At 41.3% G+C, this 16,979-nt stretch carries 17 protein-coding genes and 1 other RNA gene; 10 read left to right on the top strand and 8 right to left on the bottom strand.

Translation table 11 applies throughout. The features are described 5' to 3' along the window. Window positions 1–14 precede the first annotated feature (14 nt). Together LKJ51_RS02595 and ezrA are read right to left on the bottom strand one after the other, a co-directional pair. The gene (locus LKJ51_RS02595) at window positions 15–1,163 is read right to left on the bottom strand and encodes a cysteine desulfurase family protein (RefSeq protein WP_291978893.1); all 1,149 of its coding nucleotides are present in this window, start codon (window positions 1,161–1,163) and stop codon (window positions 15–17) included. 180 nt (window positions 1,164–1,343) lie between these two features. Next, window positions 1,344–3,038 carry a septation ring formation regulator EzrA gene (ezrA, locus tag LKJ51_RS02590; RefSeq protein WP_291978894.1) on the bottom strand — a complete coding sequence of 565 codons (1,695 nt, stop codon included), beginning with the start codon at window positions 3,036–3,038 and terminating at the stop codon, window positions 1,344–1,346. A gap of 127 nt (window positions 3,039–3,165) precedes the next feature. Here ezrA and LKJ51_RS02585 point away from each other — a divergent pair, with 127 nt between their 5' ends. Further along, window positions 3,166–3,624, top strand: a complete 459-nt coding sequence (locus LKJ51_RS02585) for a GAF domain-containing protein (RefSeq protein ID WP_291978896.1) — start codon at window positions 3,166–3,168, stop codon at window positions 3,622–3,624. 196 nt (window positions 3,625–3,820) lie between these two features. Then, complete coding sequence (rpsD, locus tag LKJ51_RS02580; protein ID WP_291978897.1) at window positions 3,821–4,426, top strand: 30S ribosomal protein S4; 606 nt, start codon at window positions 3,821–3,823, stop codon at window positions 4,424–4,426. 634 nt (window positions 4,427–5,060) lie between these two features. Here rpsD and yaaA read toward each other — a convergent pair. Beyond that, on the bottom strand, window positions 5,061–5,810 hold the full coding sequence (yaaA, locus tag LKJ51_RS02575; RefSeq protein WP_291978898.1) for a peroxide stress protein YaaA: 750 nt from the start codon (window positions 5,808–5,810) through the stop codon (window positions 5,061–5,063). A 220-nt stretch (window positions 5,811–6,030) separates the two neighbouring features. On the opposite strand from yaaA, the gene LKJ51_RS02570 reads away from it, so the two are divergent. The 8 genes from LKJ51_RS02570 (at window position 6,031) to LKJ51_RS02535 (ending at window position 11,852) form a co-directional block, all read left to right on the top strand. Then, a complete protein-coding gene (locus tag LKJ51_RS02570; protein ID WP_434737671.1) occupies window positions 6,031–6,771 on the top strand; it encodes a fructose permease in 741 nt (246 codons plus the stop codon). Between the two features lie 113 nt (window positions 6,772–6,884). Beyond that, complete coding sequence (locus tag LKJ51_RS02565; protein WP_291978899.1) at window positions 6,885–7,358, top strand: YueI family protein; 474 nt, start codon at window positions 6,885–6,887, stop codon at window positions 7,356–7,358. Next, window positions 7,358–8,659: a replication-associated recombination protein A gene (locus LKJ51_RS02560; RefSeq protein WP_291978917.1), complete on the top strand. Its 1,302-nt coding sequence runs from the start codon at window positions 7,358–7,360 to the stop codon at window positions 8,657–8,659. The genes LKJ51_RS02565 and LKJ51_RS02560 overlap by 1 nt, the downstream gene beginning before the upstream one ends. A gap of 41 nt (window positions 8,660–8,700) precedes the next feature. Beyond that, window positions 8,701–8,888: non-coding RNA, 6S RNA (ssrS, locus tag LKJ51_RS02555), on the top strand. A gap of 25 nt (window positions 8,889–8,913) precedes the next feature. After that, on the top strand, window positions 8,914–9,273 hold the full coding sequence (locus tag LKJ51_RS02550) for a hypothetical protein (RefSeq protein ID WP_291980084.1): 360 nt from the start codon (window positions 8,914–8,916) through the stop codon (window positions 9,271–9,273). A gap of 71 nt (window positions 9,274–9,344) precedes the next feature. Then, window positions 9,345–9,830 (top strand): universal stress protein, encoded by a 486-nt coding sequence (locus LKJ51_RS02545; RefSeq protein WP_291978901.1) that lies wholly within the window; start codon window positions 9,345–9,347, stop codon window positions 9,828–9,830. Window positions 9,831–9,919: 89 nt separating this feature from the next. Beyond that, window positions 9,920–11,017: a GntR family transcriptional regulator gene (locus LKJ51_RS02540; RefSeq protein ID WP_291978902.1), complete on the top strand. Its 1,098-nt coding sequence runs from the start codon at window positions 9,920–9,922 to the stop codon at window positions 11,015–11,017. Beyond that, window positions 11,010–11,852 (top strand): aldo/keto reductase, encoded by an 843-nt coding sequence (locus LKJ51_RS02535; protein WP_291978903.1) that lies wholly within the window; start codon window positions 11,010–11,012, stop codon window positions 11,850–11,852. The genes LKJ51_RS02540 and LKJ51_RS02535 overlap by 8 nt, the downstream gene beginning before the upstream one ends. A 57-nt stretch (window positions 11,853–11,909) precedes the next feature. Here LKJ51_RS02535 and LKJ51_RS02530 read toward each other — a convergent pair whose 3' ends face one another. The 5 genes from LKJ51_RS02530 to LKJ51_RS02510 all read right to left on the bottom strand — a co-directional run. Next, window positions 11,910–12,473: a sugar O-acetyltransferase gene (locus LKJ51_RS02530; protein WP_291978904.1), complete on the bottom strand. Its 564-nt coding sequence runs from the start codon at window positions 12,471–12,473 to the stop codon at window positions 11,910–11,912. A gap of 103 nt (window positions 12,474–12,576) precedes the next feature. After that, a complete protein-coding gene (gene araA, locus LKJ51_RS02525; protein ID WP_291978905.1) occupies window positions 12,577–13,998 on the bottom strand; it encodes an L-arabinose isomerase in 1,422 nt (473 codons plus the stop codon). 58 nt (window positions 13,999–14,056) lie between these two features. Further along, window positions 14,057–14,785, bottom strand: coding sequence for an L-ribulose-5-phosphate 4-epimerase (locus LKJ51_RS02520; protein ID WP_291978907.1), 729 nt, complete (start codon window positions 14,783–14,785; stop codon window positions 14,057–14,059). Window positions 14,786–14,805: 20 nt separating this feature from the next. Continuing rightward, on the bottom strand, window positions 14,806–16,416 hold the full coding sequence (locus tag LKJ51_RS02515) for a xylulokinase (protein WP_291978908.1): 1,611 nt from the start codon (window positions 16,414–16,416) through the stop codon (window positions 14,806–14,808). Window positions 16,417–16,453: 37 nt separating this feature from the next. Next, window positions 16,454–16,979: MFS transporter (locus LKJ51_RS02510; protein ID WP_291980083.1), on the bottom strand; the 526-nt coding region annotated here is incomplete at its 5' end.

Genomic DNA, 16,979 nt, shown 5'->3' with positions numbered 1-16,979 from the left:
AGTATTCCTCCCTCCTACTCAATAATTTTCTTAAAGCCAGCATAGAGCTTATCAAAAGTCTCGTTAAACTGATCAGCTTCTTCTAGTGTATTCTGGTCACCTAAACTAATTCGAACAGCACTGGTTGCCTCTTCTTCGGGGACCTTCATTGCTGCAAGAGTTCCTGCTTCAGAATGTTTCTTTGAGGAACAAGCACTAGTAGTTGAAATGTAAATTCCTTGATCCTCAAACGCATGAACAATCGTCTCCCCACGAACGCCAACAATGGCAAAGCAAAGGATATGCGGAGCAAAGCCCTGATCCCGACCAGAGAAGATCTTAACGTGATCAAATTGCTTAATGTGATCATAGATCCGTTCTTTAATCGCTTGTTCTCGCTTAATGGCAGCTGATTCGCCCTCTTTAACCAGGCGGATTGCCCGGGCCATTGCAACATCACCAGGGGTATTTTCAGTTCCACTTCGAAGGCCACGTTCTTGACCCCCTCCGGCAACTAATGGTGCCAGCTTTCGACCGGCCTTAACATAAACAAAACCAGTCCCCCGTGGAGCGTGGAACTTGTGACCAGAGAACGTTGCAAAGTCAACTCGGTCGCTAAAGACTGCATCATCAATTCCCTTGCCAATTGCTTGAACTGCATCGACGTGGAAGTGAATGTTTGGGTAGTCTTTTAAGATCTCACCAACTTCTTTAATCGGTTGAATTGTTCCGATCTCATTATTTACTGCCATGATTGAAACTAAAATAGTGTCAGGACGAATTGCAGCTTTTAAGTCAGCTGGATCAATTCTTCCCTCCTTATCAACTGGAAGGTAGGTAACATCAAAGCCAAGATCCTTTAACTGTTCAGTTGGGTTACGAACAGCTGCATGCTCAACGGAAGTCGTAATAATGTGCTTGCCGAAGCGTTGTTTAGCCATCGCAGTTCCCTTAACTACCCAGTTATCTCCTTCAGAACCGCCACTAGTAAAAATGATTTCACCAGGATTAACGTGAAACAGGTTGGCGATTTGCTGTCGGGCCTGTTCCAATAAATTCCAGGCTTCTTCACCAAAATTATGGAGACTGCTTGGGTTACCCCAAATCTTCTGACTAACCGTATTGTAAGTTTGGAGAACTTCAGGAGCTACCTGAGTTGTCGCACTATTATCAAAATAGATCATGCTTATTTCCTTTCATCAAACAAAGCTTGATTATAAATATTATTAATGCGCTAAAAATTGGATAGGTGTTTTGGTTGCGACGCCATTAAACCGATTTTTTATTATAACAGATAATAAGTAAGAACGCAGATCTTTTGTCCTAATCGGAAAAGATCTGCGTTCTTATTTCTCTATTTCTTACTACTTTTCGTTATAGTAACTGTCTTCAATTCGCTTATAACTACCTGGTTCGGCTTCTTCTAATGCCGTTGCAATTGTTTCTAAGCTTGCAGTGTAGTTAAACTTATTGAATTCTTCTTGCGATTTAGTTGCAGCTTTCGTAACTTTCTGATCATCACTAAAGCGATTAGCATACTGTTGAAGTCGTTCGGTCAATTCAACACTATCACGAATATCACTTGTCTTTTCATCAAGGGTCTCAAGATCGGATTCAACAATAATTAGCTGCTTGGTTACCTCATCCATGTTAACCTTGTACTTTTGCAACTCTTCAGCCAAGCGTTTAATTTCATCACTCACTCCAAAGAAATAGTTCAAATAATCCTTTGGTAAGCCAGGCAAGTTAAGTTGCTCAACTTGGCGTCGGGTTGTCTTTAATCTCGTTGAGTACTTCTGGAGCATCTGTTCAGCTCGTTGCTGATCACTTTGCAGCTTAGAAACTTCGTCATTGATCTTTGCCTGTTCTTTTTCGATCTCCGTCAATGACTTTTCATTCTTACTTTGCCGCGCGAGGATCTGGCTAAAAATTGCCCTATGCTTCTCAATTGCGGACTGATCGGTCTCAAATTCCTTCTTAATGTTAATGATTTGTTCGTTTAATGAACGGGCCGTTTCGATCTCATGGTTGTTTAACGTATAGTTAATACTTAACCGGTCTAGTTCATTGCTTAGTTCGGTATTTTGTGTTGCAGCGTGATTAATAAACTTACCAAGAACAGTCATAAGGTGTTCAACCTGTGGCCGTGCATCAATTTCACTTTGCATCACGTCATACAAATCGTCAATTTGATCCGCGATGTCCTTATTTGAATCCTCTACCCCGTCAAGCTCAAGGTTATTAATTTGCTTTAAGTTTTCTTGGCACAATTGGTGAAGTCGATTAATCTTTCCCGGAATATTGTCCGTTGTAAATTTATAATTCTGCCTTGCTAACTGTTCATAACCGGATGACAGCTCATCAAGTTGCGTTGGGTACTCAGCAATTAGTGGCTTGTAAAGTTTTGGTACCTGTTCAATCAATTCTGCTAACTTTTGATTATCCTTCTTCAAGTCAGTCAGAATGTTTTGGGCGGCATCATAGTCACCTGATTGACTTAATTTAGTAAATTGATCATATTGTTGTTCAAGGGTATTAAGTTGTTCGTTAAGTTCCTTAATACTATCACCATACTCAAAGCTCTTTTCGTCAAGCACATGGTGAAAGTGCCGATAACGCTGCTTTATCTGGTCAATTGCATGTTTATGTGCCTGGTGAAGTTCTTCTAAATGATGAAGTGATGACTGAACTTGTAAACACTGATCATTTAATTTTTGAATTGCGAAGCTTAAATCGCCAAGCTGCTTATTAATTGTGAATACTTTACTGGTATGAATTAGTGGCTTAATGGTCTTTAACTCATTTGCCAGTTCTTTCTTTTGAGGAACAATCTTTTCTTGGTAGTTTTTCTTGAGTTTCTTTAATTGTTCCTGCGAATCACCAGTCACCTTTAACTGTTCAACTTCAGTAAAGTGCTGATCAATTTTCAGTTCCCCTAATTGCTGAAATTGAGCATTAATTTGCTCATATTGGCGAATCACTTTTTTTTGGTAATAATATAATCCCGCCAAAACAACTGCAATAACGATTAAAATTCCAATTACTATTTGAAAAAACACTTTATCCACCTACATCTTTACGCCATCATTGACAAATACTATTCAAGGGCTCTAAAATTCTATGAAAATTATACCATAATGAATAACCATTACTGGAATCAATTTAATAAAGAAGGAAGAGAACAAAATGGCAGATTTATCTTTACTAAGCGAACAACTATCAGCATTACTCACTAACGAGCACTCAGCAATTGCTAATTTAGCAAACGCGAGTGCACTGATCAACGATAGTGTCGAGCAGCTAAACTGGGCTGGCTTTTACCTATTTAATCCTCAAAGTAAACAACTCGATCTTGGACCATTCCAGGGAAAAGTCGCCTGCATGCACATTGACCTTGGCAAGGGCGTTTGTGGTGTCGCTGCTTCAACCAAGGAAGTGCAAATTGTTGATGACGTCTCAAAGTTTGACTCATACATCGCCTGTGACAGCGCGGCTAAATCAGAGCTTGTCGTTCCCCTTTTAAGAAAAGATGGTTCACTTTATGGTGTCCTCGATCTCGATGCACCAATTTTAAATCGTTTTGACAAAGAGTTTGCCAAGAAAATGACAGAATTTGCCAACCGGTTAATGACAACCATTGACTAAAGAGGCGTAGTTGTTGTATATTATTCTTTGTGTAAAATAATGCAGCAGTGAGGAGCAAGCTCGTCAACAGACTAATGCCAATTTGGTGTTTTTAGTAACCCAGCTGCAAGGGTGAACAATTCAAATTAGCCTGCACGAATGCTAATCTCACATCGGATTATTTTACTCCAACAAAATTATTGGAGGATTTTTATTTATGTCACGTTATACAGGTCCTAGCTGGCGTGTTTCACGTCGTTTAGGTATTTCACTTTCAGGTACTGGTAAGGAATTAGCTCGTCGGGCTTACGCTCCTGGTGACCACGGTCGCGATCGCCATGGTAAGCTTTCCGAATACGGTACTCAACTTCGGGAAAAGCAAAAGCTTCGTTTCATGTACGGAATGACTGAACGTCAATTCTCAAACCTTTTCGTACGTGCCGGCAAGATTAAGGAAGGTACTCACGGTGCCAACTTCATGGCTTTGCTTGAACGTCGTCTTGACAACATGGTTTACCGTCTTGGTTTGGCTACTACTCGTCGTCAAGCTCGTCAATTGGTTAACCACGGTCACATCACTGTTGATGGTAAGCGCGTTGACATTCCTTCATACGAAGTTAGTGTTGGTCAAGTTATCGCTGTTCGTGATAAGTCAAAGAACCTTGATGTTATTAAGAACGCTGTTGAAGCAGTTGTTTCTCGTCCATCATATGTTGACTTCGACGCTGACAAGCTTGAAGGTAAACTAAACCGGATCCCTGCTCGTGAAGACATGGATGCTGATATCGACGAATCACTTATCGTTGAATTCTACAACAAGTAATCTTAAGTATTACTTGTTATTCAAAAAGGCTGAGATTTTCCTCGGCCTTTTTTCTGTTTAAATTAATTATCAACCGATATTATTTTTAAATATCGAAATCGTTTTCTTTGAAAATCAATTAATAATATTATATATTCATAGTTGTAAATAGTAATCATTATTTATATTTACCCCATTGAATATATAATATTATTAATTGATTTTAAAAGAGGGCCTCCTAAAATGCCTGCTGACCTCCCTTGAAGAGTTACCAGCAATATCCACGATCCTGACACATGTGAATACTGTAAATCTAGCTCGAGCCTAACAATAAAAGTATGGTTGTTTCCTTTAGCGAATCATCCGATGCTTGATTCCACCAAACATCCTTAGTTCCTATTCCCACAGACTATCATAATTCCGTTTTTATGGTAATCGTTCTTTTGATCGATCGAATAACGGAAATAAGAGACTGGGAATTAACCCAGTCTCTTAACTATTTTAAATATAAGAATACAACAGCGCAGTAGCTAGCTGGCAGTTCAAACGCTGATAAATCAGCATTTGACCAACCCCTAGTAGGCTAGCTTCGCGTCGTAGCCATCCTTGCGGAGGTGGGACAACGAACTAGGCAAGCTAGTTCTGTCCCACTCTCTTATTTTTGCAACTCAAAACAGAACTTTTGCTCCGTAGAAAGATCAGGACGGAAGCAGTAACCACCAACAGAAAACTTTTTTAAGTCAGCAGCAGTCTCTGCACCACTTTCTGCTAAGAAACGAACCATATTTCCTCGCGCCATCTTTGCTAAGGTGGCCTTTTGTTTTATCTTTCCGTTAATTAGCTCACCAAAAACACAGGTAATCATCTGATCCTGCGGCTTTAAAAATGGGGTAATTGCTTTGGAATACTCATTAGAAGCGAGGTTCACGACTAGATCATCATCCTGGTAAAGGTTCTGATATAGTTGGTTGCCCCAAAACTCATAAAGATTCTGTGCCTGACCAATTTTTGCTCGATCACCCATCCCCAATCGGTACGGAACGATCCCATCAAACGGTTTTAAGATTCCATAGAAGCCAGACAAGATCCTTAAATGGGACTGAAGGTAATCCAGCTCTTTCTCCGTCATTACCCCTGCACCAATGTACTGATATTGCAAGCCCTGAAATGCAAGAATCGCTGGTGTCAGATTTCTTGTCAGCTCCATGTCTTTAACCCGCCGATAGTTCAGGTTTGCCAGTCGTTCACTACAATTCCACCATAATTGGTGAAGCTGCTTAAAATTTAATGTTCTCATCCAATCTAGGATTGTTTGACTCTTCTTCAGATATTGGGGAAGTTCCTGATATGGTAAAGAATCTTGATCCTGTTTCATTGTCCGTGCTGGAGAAATAATAATTTTCATCTGTTGTTCCTCCTTTCATTCAAGATAACCTAAAATTTATTAATTTACAATTTTTCGAATTAAAATGTCTCTTATGTCAACCGGTTAACATATAATTCTATAAAAATATTTATGTCAGTTAAATACCCTCTAAACGTACTATTGACAAGCTTTTTTGAAGGTTGTAAATTTATATCTTGTAATCAGCGTGAAGTATTTCACGAATAAAAGGAGCATCATTATGAACGACGATATTCCAAGACAAGGTCAAGTCCAAAAACGGACAATTTCTTTAGCTGCAAGTTGGGCCTTCTTTGCTTTTTCAATTGTTATCAACTCTATGGGAAACGTTCTAACGCTAGTCACTAGCTCTCATATTCACCCACAATTCCTGGGCTCAGCTTATTGGACTGCGGCAGAAAATAACCTCGGGCTTGCAGTCTTAGGTAATAAGCCAACTACTTTATTCTGGGCATTCATGATTTTAGGGATGCTAACTTCTGTATTGAACGCTATCCTCATGCATAAGTGGGACTGGCGGCGAATTGGTGGTAACTTTATTTTTATGCTGCCATTCTCACTATTCATCCAGTGGTTCTCAAATATTTTTAACCGAATTATGCCAGACGCAACAACCCTGCCGATGATTATCCTTTACGTTTTCATCAACTTCTTAGGGGTTGCCTTTATTGGAACCGCCATCTCCATTTATCAGCGAGCTAACCTTGTTCTCCACCCCGCAGATGACCTCTTCCAAATCATTCGTTTCCGCTACTGCAAAGGAAACGCTACAGTTGCGATGTGGTTATCCTACATTCCACCAACAATCATGGCAATCATTGCCGCATTTATGCAAGGTGGTATTTATAACTTCGGTCTCGGAACCCTCTTTGCCCTTGCTTTCCAAGGAGCAATTACCGGTTGGGCTGATAAGAAGATTTTCCCAAAGCTTAAGCACCAAGCTTTAGATATCGGTAACTAACAATAGTTAAAACGAGTTTTCAATGTTTATTCACACTGAAAGCCCGTTTTTTCTATCCCTTCTGGTATTTCTTGATATAATTGTATATTACAAGTACAAAAAGGAGGACTACCATGCCTGAAGATAAATCAGCAATGGAGCAACGAATTGATAATGCAATCTATGGAACACCCAAAATTAAACCAGATGAGCAGCGGAAATACCTCGGAACCTTTCGTGAACGGGTATGCCTGACAATCAGCGTTGCGGAACTTCAAGAGCGAGACTGGTCTTCTGCCGTAGCCAAAGAACTCGAACGGGGAATTGGTAATCAGGTCTTCCTTAATGGCAATCTTCCGCACTCAAAGCTCCGGAACTACATTAAGGTTGCAACCTCCATGAATGCTAATTTTACATTAAAGACTGATCCTGAATTTCGCACTAATCCAGATTCTCTAGCAGTTGTCGTCGCCGCTAAATCTGCTGTCTATCAGGCACCGATTGACGTTCAAAAGCGCTATCCCGAAAGTCAACAACAACCCACGACAGACTCACCCACTAAGAAGAAGAGCCTCTGGGAAAGAATTTTCAAAGGAAAGGAGGAATAATCTTGCAGCCACTAGCCTATCGAATGCGACCCCGTAATCTAAGCGAGGTGGTTGGCCAACAGCACCTTGTCGGCCCAGGTAAAATCATCTCCCGGATGGTTAAGGCAAAGATGCTGTCTTCACTCATTCTCTACGGACCACCTGGCACCGGTAAGACCAGCATTGCAAGTGCTATTGCTGGCTCTACTAAATATGCGTTCCGCAAACTTAATGCAGCAACCGATACCAAAAAAGATCTTCAGGTCGTCGCAGAAGAAGCAAAAATGAGTGGAACGGTAATTCTCTTACTTGACGAAATTCACCGCTTAGACAAGAGTAAGCAAGACTTTCTCCTTCCCCACCTTGAAAGTGGTCGAATTATCCTAATTGGGGCAACAACCGAAAATCCTTATATTAGTATCAACCCGGCTATTCGCAGCCGAACCCAAATCTTCCCGGTTCATCCCCTTTCGATTGATGACATGAAGATTGCTGTTAAACGTGCTCTAACAGATTCGGAACGCGGCCTGGGAAAGATGCCCATTAAACTGGAGCAGGATGCCGAGGAGCAATTGTTAACCGCCACTAATGGCGATTTACGAAGTGCACTCAACGGCCTCGAATTAGCTGCCAAATCAACCGATCCAGATGAGGATGGTGTAATTCACCTGACCCTCTCCGTAATCAAAGACAGTGTCCAAAAGCGGGTAATTACCAGTGATAAGGATGGCGATGCCCACTACGATGTTATTTCTGCTTTTCAAAAGTCGATTCGTGGTTCTGATACTGACGCCGCCCTTCACTACCTTGCCCGACTAATTGATGCAGGGGATCTTATTAGTATTTGCCGACGGTTAATCGTGATCGCCTACGAAGACATTGGCCTTGCAAACATGCCCGCAGTTCAACGTGCAGTTACAGCAGTCCAAGCAGCCCAACAGATTGGCTTCCCTGAAGCGCGAATCCCATTAGCTGATGTTGTAATTGAACTTTGCCTTTCACCAAAATCAAATTCTGGAATTAGTGCAATCGATAGTGCCCTTGAACAGGTTCGTGCTGGTGGAACGGGTGAAGTTCCTAACCACCTTAAAGACGCTCACTATAAGGGAGCAAGTAAACTCGGTCACGGAAATGACTACCTCTTTCCTCACGATTATCCTCAAGATTGGGTCGCTCAACAATATCTTCCCGACCGGATCAAAAATGCCCAGTACTTCCATCCAAAAAAGAATGGTCGGTTTGAACAAGCGCTTGGCAATCAGTATTGGCAGCTTAAGAATGCCCAACGAAACGGTCTCCGGAATTCCCACCACCATCCTTGATCAATTGAAAAGTCTGCTAGATCATGCTAACATTATTAGTGGAAATTCTGTGGTGTACGCGTTGTCTAAACGCAGGTTTGCCTTACAGTCTTATAAAATTGGGACTAGTGTTTCGTTAATTGGCCAGTATGCCTTTTCACTTGGTAACTGAATAGTTAACAACCATGTCCCACCTGTCTTAAACACAGGTCAACACTGAATGACAATTAACGGCACTAACGGAGTTTTCGTACATAATTGTCAATTGGGCGTCAATGTTCTGTTTTACGAACGTTGGCGCCCATTGGTATCTTATTAAAAATACGAGGTTAATCATGTTACTATCAATTTTAATGACCCTCTTCGGGTTGATCGCTGCGTTTGAAGGTTATTTTTTCTTAACCCACCTTCATAAACCATTCCTAATTTTCCACCCTGAACGACAAAAGGCACTTTCAAAAGCACTAGTAGTGTGGGGAGTGCTCCTCCTACTTATTGGGATCCTTGCTATCATTTCTGCCTGGACTAACTCAATTCTCTTTATTGTTTCAATGGTAATTATTGGTTGTGTTTGCGAAACTTTAATGGCATATTCGCTTATGGGGTACTTTCAAGCAGATCAACGAAAAAACTAGACGATCAACGCTTTACTGTCATTTTTAATTCAGTGTATAATAGAGGTAAATAAATAAGGAGGCACCACAATATGGCTCAACAATACAAACATATTTTGGTTCCAGTTGATGGTTCTGAAGAAGCTGAATTAGCTTTCAAGAAGGCTGTTGCCGTTGCAAAGCGGAATGGTGAAGAAACAGAATTACGGTTATTACACGTCGTTGATACCCGAGCATTCCAAAACATTTCTAGTTTCGACAGCTCAATGGTTGAACAAGTTACTGAAACCGCTAAGAAGACCCTTGATAAGTATATTGACTACGCTAAGGATAAGGGCGTTAAGAATGTTAACTATTCAATTGAATATGGTGCACCAAAGACCATTATTGCTCGCGATGTACCAAAGGAAATGAATGCTGACTTAATTATGATTGGTGCCACAGGGCTCAATGCTGTTGAACGGATTTTGATCGGTTCTGTTACTGAATTCGTTACTCGAACAGCAATCTGCGATGTCCTAGTTGTTCGGACCGATTTAGATAACCACCCAATCGAAGTTGAAAAGAAAAAGAAATAGAACCGACTAAACTTAATAGTGGCTCCATAATTATTATTACTAGTTATGGGGTCCTTTTTAATTATCCCTAAAGAACAGGAGTCCTCATTTTGGAAGTGAAATACGAAACCGTTAAGCAGACCCTACGGAACGAAATCATTGATGGTAAATACAAGATTAACGAAAAGCTACCAACCGAAAGTGAATTGATGAAGCGATTTGATGTTTCTCGTTATACGATCCGCCGTGCAGTTGGTGACCTAGAGAACGAACACTACATCTACCGGATTCAGGGTGGCGGAATGTTTGTTCAAGATTGGCAACGTGATTGGTCAACCACCGAGAAAAATAAAATCATTGGTGTTATTAGTACCCATATGGCGGACTATATTTTCCCATCAATTATTTCAGGAATCGATGAAATTGTTTCTCAACGAGGATACTCTTTAATTGTCGGTAATACATTAAATGACCATAAGCGGGAACGACAAACGATTCTAAACATGTTGGATCTAAAGATTGCTGGGCTAATCATTGAGCCAACCGAAAGCGCCCTTCCTAACCCCAACCTGGATCTTTATCGTCAAATCCAAAAGTATAGTATTCCAACAATTCTCTTTCACTCTTCCTATCCAGGATTTTCCTTTCCAAACCTCCTTACTAAAGATCTAGAAGCGGAAAAAAAGTTAATCAAATACCTCTTTAGCTTAGGCCATTCAAGCATTCTTGGTGTCTTTCAAATTAACGATCAGCAAGGCGTCGACCGGATGAGTGGCATGATTCAAGCATACCAAGAAGAAAAAATTCCCACCACAAAATCCGACGTTATAATGTATCAGTCAAATGATTCCTATGCGGATATTATCAAGAAGGTTGACCTTAACCTAAAAGGAAATAAGACAATCACCGCTATTGCATGTTACAACGATGCATTAGCAACGCGAATCATTAGTCATTTACATTCCTTAGAGTATCGGGTTCCTGATGACATTTCTGTGGTTGGATTTGATAACTATGAAATGGCACAAATTATCCATCCAAAATTAACCACCGCAAACCACCCGAAACGGTTGTTAGGGGAAGATGCCGGAAAGATGATTCTTAAAATGATTAACGGTGATCAAGTTGAATCTAAACTGTATAATCCAGAAATTATCAAACGTGATTCAGTGGCTTTACCAAAAGTAAAGGAAGATAAAAATGAATAATCAAGTTAACCAATTAAAACTTGCTGATGGCCAATCAATGCCCCAAGAAGGATTCGGCCTCTATAAAATTACCGATCAAGCTACGATTACTTCTTCTATCAAATACGCTTATGATGCAGGGTATCGGCTTTTCGATACGGCCCAGTTGTATAAAAATGAAGCGGAAGTTGGGACTGCGCTTAAAGAATTAGGTCTTCCCCGCCAGGACCTGTTTATAACCACAAAGGTTTCAGAACCAAACCAGGGCTTTAAACAAACCATTGCTTCGGTTAAGGATTCGCTTCATAAGCTTAAATTAGATTACGTCAACCTTCTCTTAATTCACTGGCCAATTGAACGGGCCTTCTTTGATACCTGGGCTGCTTTTGAGGAATTAAAGAAGCAAGGGTTAACCCGCTCAATCGGTGTCAGCAATTATCAAATGATCCACTTACAATATTTAGCTACCCAAGCTCATGAAATGCCCGTAGTTAACCAGGTCGAACTACACCCCCGGCTAAATCAAAAACCACTAATTAAATTCGACCGTAAGCATGGTATTGTAACGCAAGCATGTAGTCCTCTTGGCCGAGGAACAATTCTCAATAATGAGGTCTTAAAGAAAATTGCCACTGCTCACCATAAGTCGCCAGCCCAGGTTGTCCTTCGTTGGCATCTTCAAAATGGTGTTGCCTTTATTCCAAAGTCAGTTCATGAAGCACGAATCAAACAAAATATTAATATTTATGATTTCACGCTTAGTGATCAAGAAATGGCTGCCATTGATGCTCTACACGATTTTACCCGAGTTAGTAAGGAACCAGCATTGGTTTATGAATACAATTTAAAATATTAAGTCAAACAGGAAGCGCCAGAAGTCATAGTTGACTCCTGACGCTCCCTATTTTTACTCCTAGTAAGGATTTTCTTTAATTACCCGGGCTGGATTCCCCGCAATAATAACGTTATCCCCAAAGGATTTAGTAACCACGCTCCCAGCACCGACAATCACATTATTACCTAAGGTTACACCGGGACAAATAATCGCCCCACCACCAATCCAGACATCTTCACCAATTGTAATATCGTGACTTTGTCCGTACGCACCATTTCGTCGCAGTTTAGGGTCAAGGGGATGGTTGACTGTATATAATTGTACACGAGGTCCGAGCAGACAATGGTTACCAATTCGGATCGGACTTACATCAAGCATCACACAATCATAGTTTGCAAAGAAGTCATCCCCAACATAAATATTGTAGCCATAATCACATTTAAATTGAGCATGGACCTCACAATCCTTTCCCACGTGGCCGAAGAGTTGACGAACAAATTCTTCACGTGCCTCTGGATTCATTTCACCAACTGCATTCAGTCGTTCGACCAATTGACGAGCATATTGTCGCTCACGAACTAATTCTAGATCATAGACCTTAAAGACTTCACCAGCTAGCATCTTCTCTTTTTCTGTTTTCATTAGCTCACTCCCAAAAATGGCCATCCACATAAACTTGCGGACGGCCATTTTGCATTAGAATACTTGTAAAAGATTTTCTATTCAAGAAGAAATTAAGTCAAACTTATTCGATGAAGTCAACCTTAACTTCTAACATTTCAAAGAGGTCCTTAACTTGTTGTGGCTTCAAGCTGAAGCTTAAGATAGTATGGTGTCCACCACCAGCATGCATCCAACGCTTTGCTCCTTCTTTCAAGCCAACAGTTGGTGTCCATAATTGCTTAGCAACTGGTAGGTGTGGTGTTTCGGCTTCTGGCTTGTGACAGTCAACAGCGTAGCCGATAACCTTGTAACCATCATTGAAGTAAGAAAGGGTAACATCGACCGCTTTACCTTCACGACCAGTAAATACTAACCGTGCTGGATCATCTTTACCACCAATGTCTAATGGGTGAACTTCAACCCGTGGCTTGTCGGAGGCAATTGATGGGTCAACTTCAAGCATGTGAGAACCAAGAATTGCTTCGTGACCATGACGAAGGTCAAGGGTGTAGTCTTCCATGAAGGCCGTAGCAACATTGTGAGTAGCAATCTTAAGCAGACGGTCCATTCCGGCAGACTTCCAGTCACCTTCAGCACCGAAGCCGTAGCCATCACGCATTAATAATTGAGCAGCTAAACCAGGTAATTCTTCAAGGCCGTGTAAGTCTTCGAAGTTAGTTGTAAAGCCAGTGTAGCCCTTTTCATCCATGAACTTCTTCAAAGCGATGTATTCACGGAGTTGGTAACGAACTGAGTGTTCATAGTGTTCCTTAGTGTTGTCACCTTGAACCATTTCGTACTTGCTTGCCAAATCCTTGTAAGCAGCGTCAATGTCGTCTTCACTCACAGCGTTAACGTATTCGACTAAATCACTTACTGGCCAGTAGTCAACAGTCCAGCCAAGGAACATTTGAGCTTCAACCTTGTCACCTTCAGTAACGGCAACGTTCCGCATGGTATCACCGAACCGAACGATCTTGATCTTGAAGCTTTCGTTGTAAGCAACGGCAACGTTTTGCCAATCAGCGATTTCTTCTTGAACGTCTTCGTCACCCCAGAAGCCGTAAACGATCTTGTTGTGCTTTTGGAGACGAGCGTTGATGTAAGCATATTCACGGTCACCGTGAGCAGATTGGTTCAAGTTCATGTAATCGAAGTCGATCGTGTCGTATGGAATCTTGTTTAAGTATTGGGTTGCTAAGTGGAGTAATGGCTTTTGCAAAAGCTTAGTACCACGAATCCAGTTCTTAGCTGGTGAGAAGGTGTGCATCCAGGTCATAACACCAGCGACGTTATCGTTGTAGTTAGCTTCCTTCATGAACTTAGTGATTCCTTCAGCAGTAGTCATAACACCCTTGAAGACAACCTTGTATGGCAAGTTGCCACTTTCGTTTAACTTGTTAACAATGTCTTCGGCGTCAGCAGCAACTGACTTTAATTGTTCTTCACCATAAAGGAATTGACTACCTGTAACAAACCAAAATTCATAATTCTTCATATCCATGAGATAATACTCCTTTGTTGTGCTAATAGTTGTTTTTAAATGTAGCTACCAAAATTAATTAAGCGTGTGCGGCATGGTCTTTAGAATGCGCATTATTTTGACCATAGTAGGCATTCTTACCATGCTTACGGTAATAGTGCTTGTCAAGCAAGTACTGTGGCAAGTGAAGATCCTTATGCGTTAACTGCATTGCGTGATAATCTTCCTCGGCGACAACTTCCAGTACCTTGGCATTGTAAACGGCCTTATCTGGGGTTGGTCCCCAGGCAAATGGACCGTGTTGCATTACCAATGCAGCTGGTGTTGCTTCATAGTCTAAGCCCCGTTCCTTGAAAGAACGAACAATTACTTTACCGGTATTACCTTCGTAATCTTCTTCGATTTCTTCCTTGGTCAAGGCATCAGCTGCTGGAACATCAGTGTAGAACGTGTCAGCATGGGTGGTGTTCATGGCTGGAATATCCATCCGTGCAGCTGCAAATGATACCGCCCATGGTGAATGGGTGTGAACAATCCCACCAATCTTTGGGAAATGGTTGTAAAGATAAGTGTGGGTTGGGGTATCACTGGATGGATTTAAGTCACCTTCAACTACCTCACCATCCAAGTTAACGACAACCATGTCTTCTGGCTTCATGTCCTCGTAAGGAACACCAGATGGCTTAATAACAAACAAGCCTTTATCACGATCAATTCCGGAAACGTTCCCCCAAGTAAAGGAAACCAGGCCTAACTTAGGTAGCCGCATATTAGCGTCATAAACTTCTTTTTTTAATTCTTCTAACATTCAGTTTTCGATCCTTTCTATTATTCTTCTCGTTCGCTAATGGCTTGACCGGCCTTAGCTTCGACGCTAAGACCCGCTTGATAACGTTTAATGAAGCTTTCGTAACCCTTTACGCCGTCTGGTTCTGGCATTAAGGTCATACTTTCTGGATCATCAAAGACATTTTCATCCAAGAAATCAGCCAACGATTCTTGAGTATCAGTCTCAGCATACTTAGCCAAGACGGCCATTCCCCATGGACCACCCTCACTAGCGGTATTCATAATCGTGATCGGAATATTTAAAGCGTTTGAAAGAACTTGTTGACCAATAACCGGTGTTCCAAACAGTCCACCTTGGGCAATCATGACATCGGTTTGGACATGTTCTTCATTTAATAGGATGTCCATCCCAATCTTTAGTGGGGCAAATGCAGCATACAGTTGAGTTAAGAAGAAGTTTGCCAAGTTCATCTTACTATTTGGTGTCCGGACAAATAATGGCCGACCGGCTTGAATCTTTGTGATGTTTTCACCGGAAAGATAGCTGTAATTAATTAGGCCACCAGCATCTGGGTCGGAATGGACTGTTGAATCAAATAATGTCTCGTATAACTTGTTTGTATCAATCTTGGCCCCAATCGCGTTTGCAAAGTCACGGAAAAGGCCAACCCAAGCATTAATATCTGAAGAACAGTTATTAACGTGCACCATGGCAACAGGGTCACCAGTTGGTGTAGTAACAATATCAATATCACGATGCAGCTTTTTTAATGGCTTGTCTAAAACATTCATTGAGAAGGCTGAGGTCCCGACAGAAATGTTACCAGTCCGTTTCCTTACACTGTTGGTTCCAACCATTCCGGTTCCGGCATCCCCTTCTGGTGGCGCCATCAGACTACCTGCATCCAGCGTGCCTGCAGGATCAATTAATTTAGCCCCATCAGCAGTTAAGCGACCAGCTTCTTTACCAGCAATTAACGCTGTTGGCAAAATATCTTCAATCTGCCATGAATACTTGGCGACTTCCGGTAAGTTCGCAAATTTCTCTAAGAAGTCCTTCCGGTAAGATAAGCTTTGTTCATCAATTGGGAAGACCCCGGAGGCATCCCCAATTCCTAAGACTTTCTTGCCAGATAACTTCCAGTGAACATAACCAGCTAAAGTGGTGATAAAGGTCACATCTTTAACGTGTGGTTCATCATTTAAGATGGCCTGGTAAAGGTGGGCAATACTCCACCGTTGCGGAATATTAAAGTTAAATAGTTTCGTTAAGGCATCGGCTGATTGCTCAGTGATGTTGTTTCGCCAGGTTCTAAATGGCACCAATAATTGGTCATTCTTGTCAAATGGTAGGTAACCGTGCATCATCGCACTGACACCAATTGAACCAATCTTCGTCAGATTGACATGGTACCGACTTAAAACGTCAGCCCTAATTTTTGAATAGGCTGTTTGGATACCTTCCCATACCTGGTCAAGCGGGTAAGTCCAAATACCATCCTTAAACTGATTTTCCCAGGTATAACTTCCTGAAGAAATAGATTCATATTCGGTATTAATTAAGACGGCCTTGATCCGGGTAGAACCTAATTCGATTCCGAGTGAAGTCTGACCATTTTTTATTTGTGTGGCAGTTTCACGTAAGTTCATTAAATAATCCCCCTAATCTTTATTTGTCTTAGTTATCCTATTTTCGATTAGTTCCTTGTTCCTCAATTTCTTCAAGAGTATGACCACGAGTTTCTGGAACACGAGTCTTAATAAAGATTACACCGAGGAGACAGATAACACCGAAGATAGCGAAAACTGCTTCTTGTGGCATACTTGCCGTCATAATTGGGAAAATCAAACCAACTAACCATGAACCAATCCAGTTAAATGACGAAGCCAAACCAGATGCACGACCACGAATAGCTAATGGGAAGATTTCACCGACTAGAACCCAGGTAAGTGGTGCCCAAGTGAATGAATAGAAAGCAACATAGATACATAAGAAAACAACGATCATCATTGGATTCATGTTAGGGATTGCCCAGTTAATTACTGCCGGTAAAATAAATGACAATCCCATGACGGAACCACCAACCATTAATAATGTTCGACGATTAAATTTCTCGGCGATCCACATGTAAACTAATGAACCAAGAACTAAGATGATTCCTTGAATAATTGGCCACATTAGGTTTGAAGCAGCAGCTTGACCAGTTGCCTTT

The sequence above is a fragment of the Limosilactobacillus sp. genome (genome assembly GCF_022651205.1).
GTDB lineage: Bacteria > Bacillota > Bacilli > Lactobacillales > Lactobacillaceae > Limosilactobacillus.
Note: the sequence above shows the minus strand (reverse complement) of the source record. Positions and strands in the feature narration are given on the sequence as shown.

What these genes read in the sequence shown, in the direction of transcription:
- LKJ51_RS02595 (WP_291978893.1), bottom strand. Translation starts at nt 1,163, where the DNA reads ATGATCTATTTTGATAATAGTGCGACAACTCAGGTAGCTCCTGAAGTT.
- LKJ51_RS02585 (WP_291978896.1), top strand. Translation starts at nt 3,166, where the DNA reads ATGGCAGATTTATCTTTACTAAGCGAACAACTATCAGCATTACTCACT.
- rpsD (WP_291978897.1), top strand. Translation starts at nt 3,821, where the DNA reads ATGTCACGTTATACAGGTCCTAGCTGGCGTGTTTCACGTCGTTTAGGT.
- yaaA (WP_291978898.1), bottom strand. Translation starts at nt 5,810, where the DNA reads ATGAAAATTATTATTTCTCCAGCACGGACAATGAAACAGGATCAAGAT.
- LKJ51_RS02570 (WP_434737671.1), top strand. Translation starts at nt 6,031, where the DNA reads ATGAACGACGATATTCCAAGACAAGGTCAAGTCCAAAAACGGACAATT.
- LKJ51_RS02565 (WP_291978899.1), top strand. Translation starts at nt 6,885, where the DNA reads ATGCCTGAAGATAAATCAGCAATGGAGCAACGAATTGATAATGCAATC.
- LKJ51_RS02550 (WP_291980084.1), top strand. Translation starts at nt 8,914, where the DNA reads ATGTTCTGTTTTACGAACGTTGGCGCCCATTGGTATCTTATTAAAAAT.
- LKJ51_RS02545 (WP_291978901.1), top strand. Translation starts at nt 9,345, where the DNA reads ATGGCTCAACAATACAAACATATTTTGGTTCCAGTTGATGGTTCTGAA.
- LKJ51_RS02535 (WP_291978903.1), top strand. Translation starts at nt 11,010, where the DNA reads ATGAATAATCAAGTTAACCAATTAAAACTTGCTGATGGCCAATCAATG.
- LKJ51_RS02530 (WP_291978904.1), bottom strand. Translation starts at nt 12,473, where the DNA reads ATGAAAACAGAAAAAGAGAAGATGCTAGCTGGTGAAGTCTTTAAGGTC.
- araA (WP_291978905.1), bottom strand. Translation starts at nt 13,998, where the DNA reads ATGGATATGAAGAATTATGAATTTTGGTTTGTTACAGGTAGTCAATTC.
- LKJ51_RS02520 (WP_291978907.1), bottom strand. Translation starts at nt 14,785, where the DNA reads ATGTTAGAAGAATTAAAAAAAGAAGTTTATGACGCTAATATGCGGCTA.
- LKJ51_RS02515 (WP_291978908.1), bottom strand. Translation starts at nt 16,416, where the DNA reads ATGAACTTACGTGAAACTGCCACACAAATAAAAAATGGTCAGACTTCA.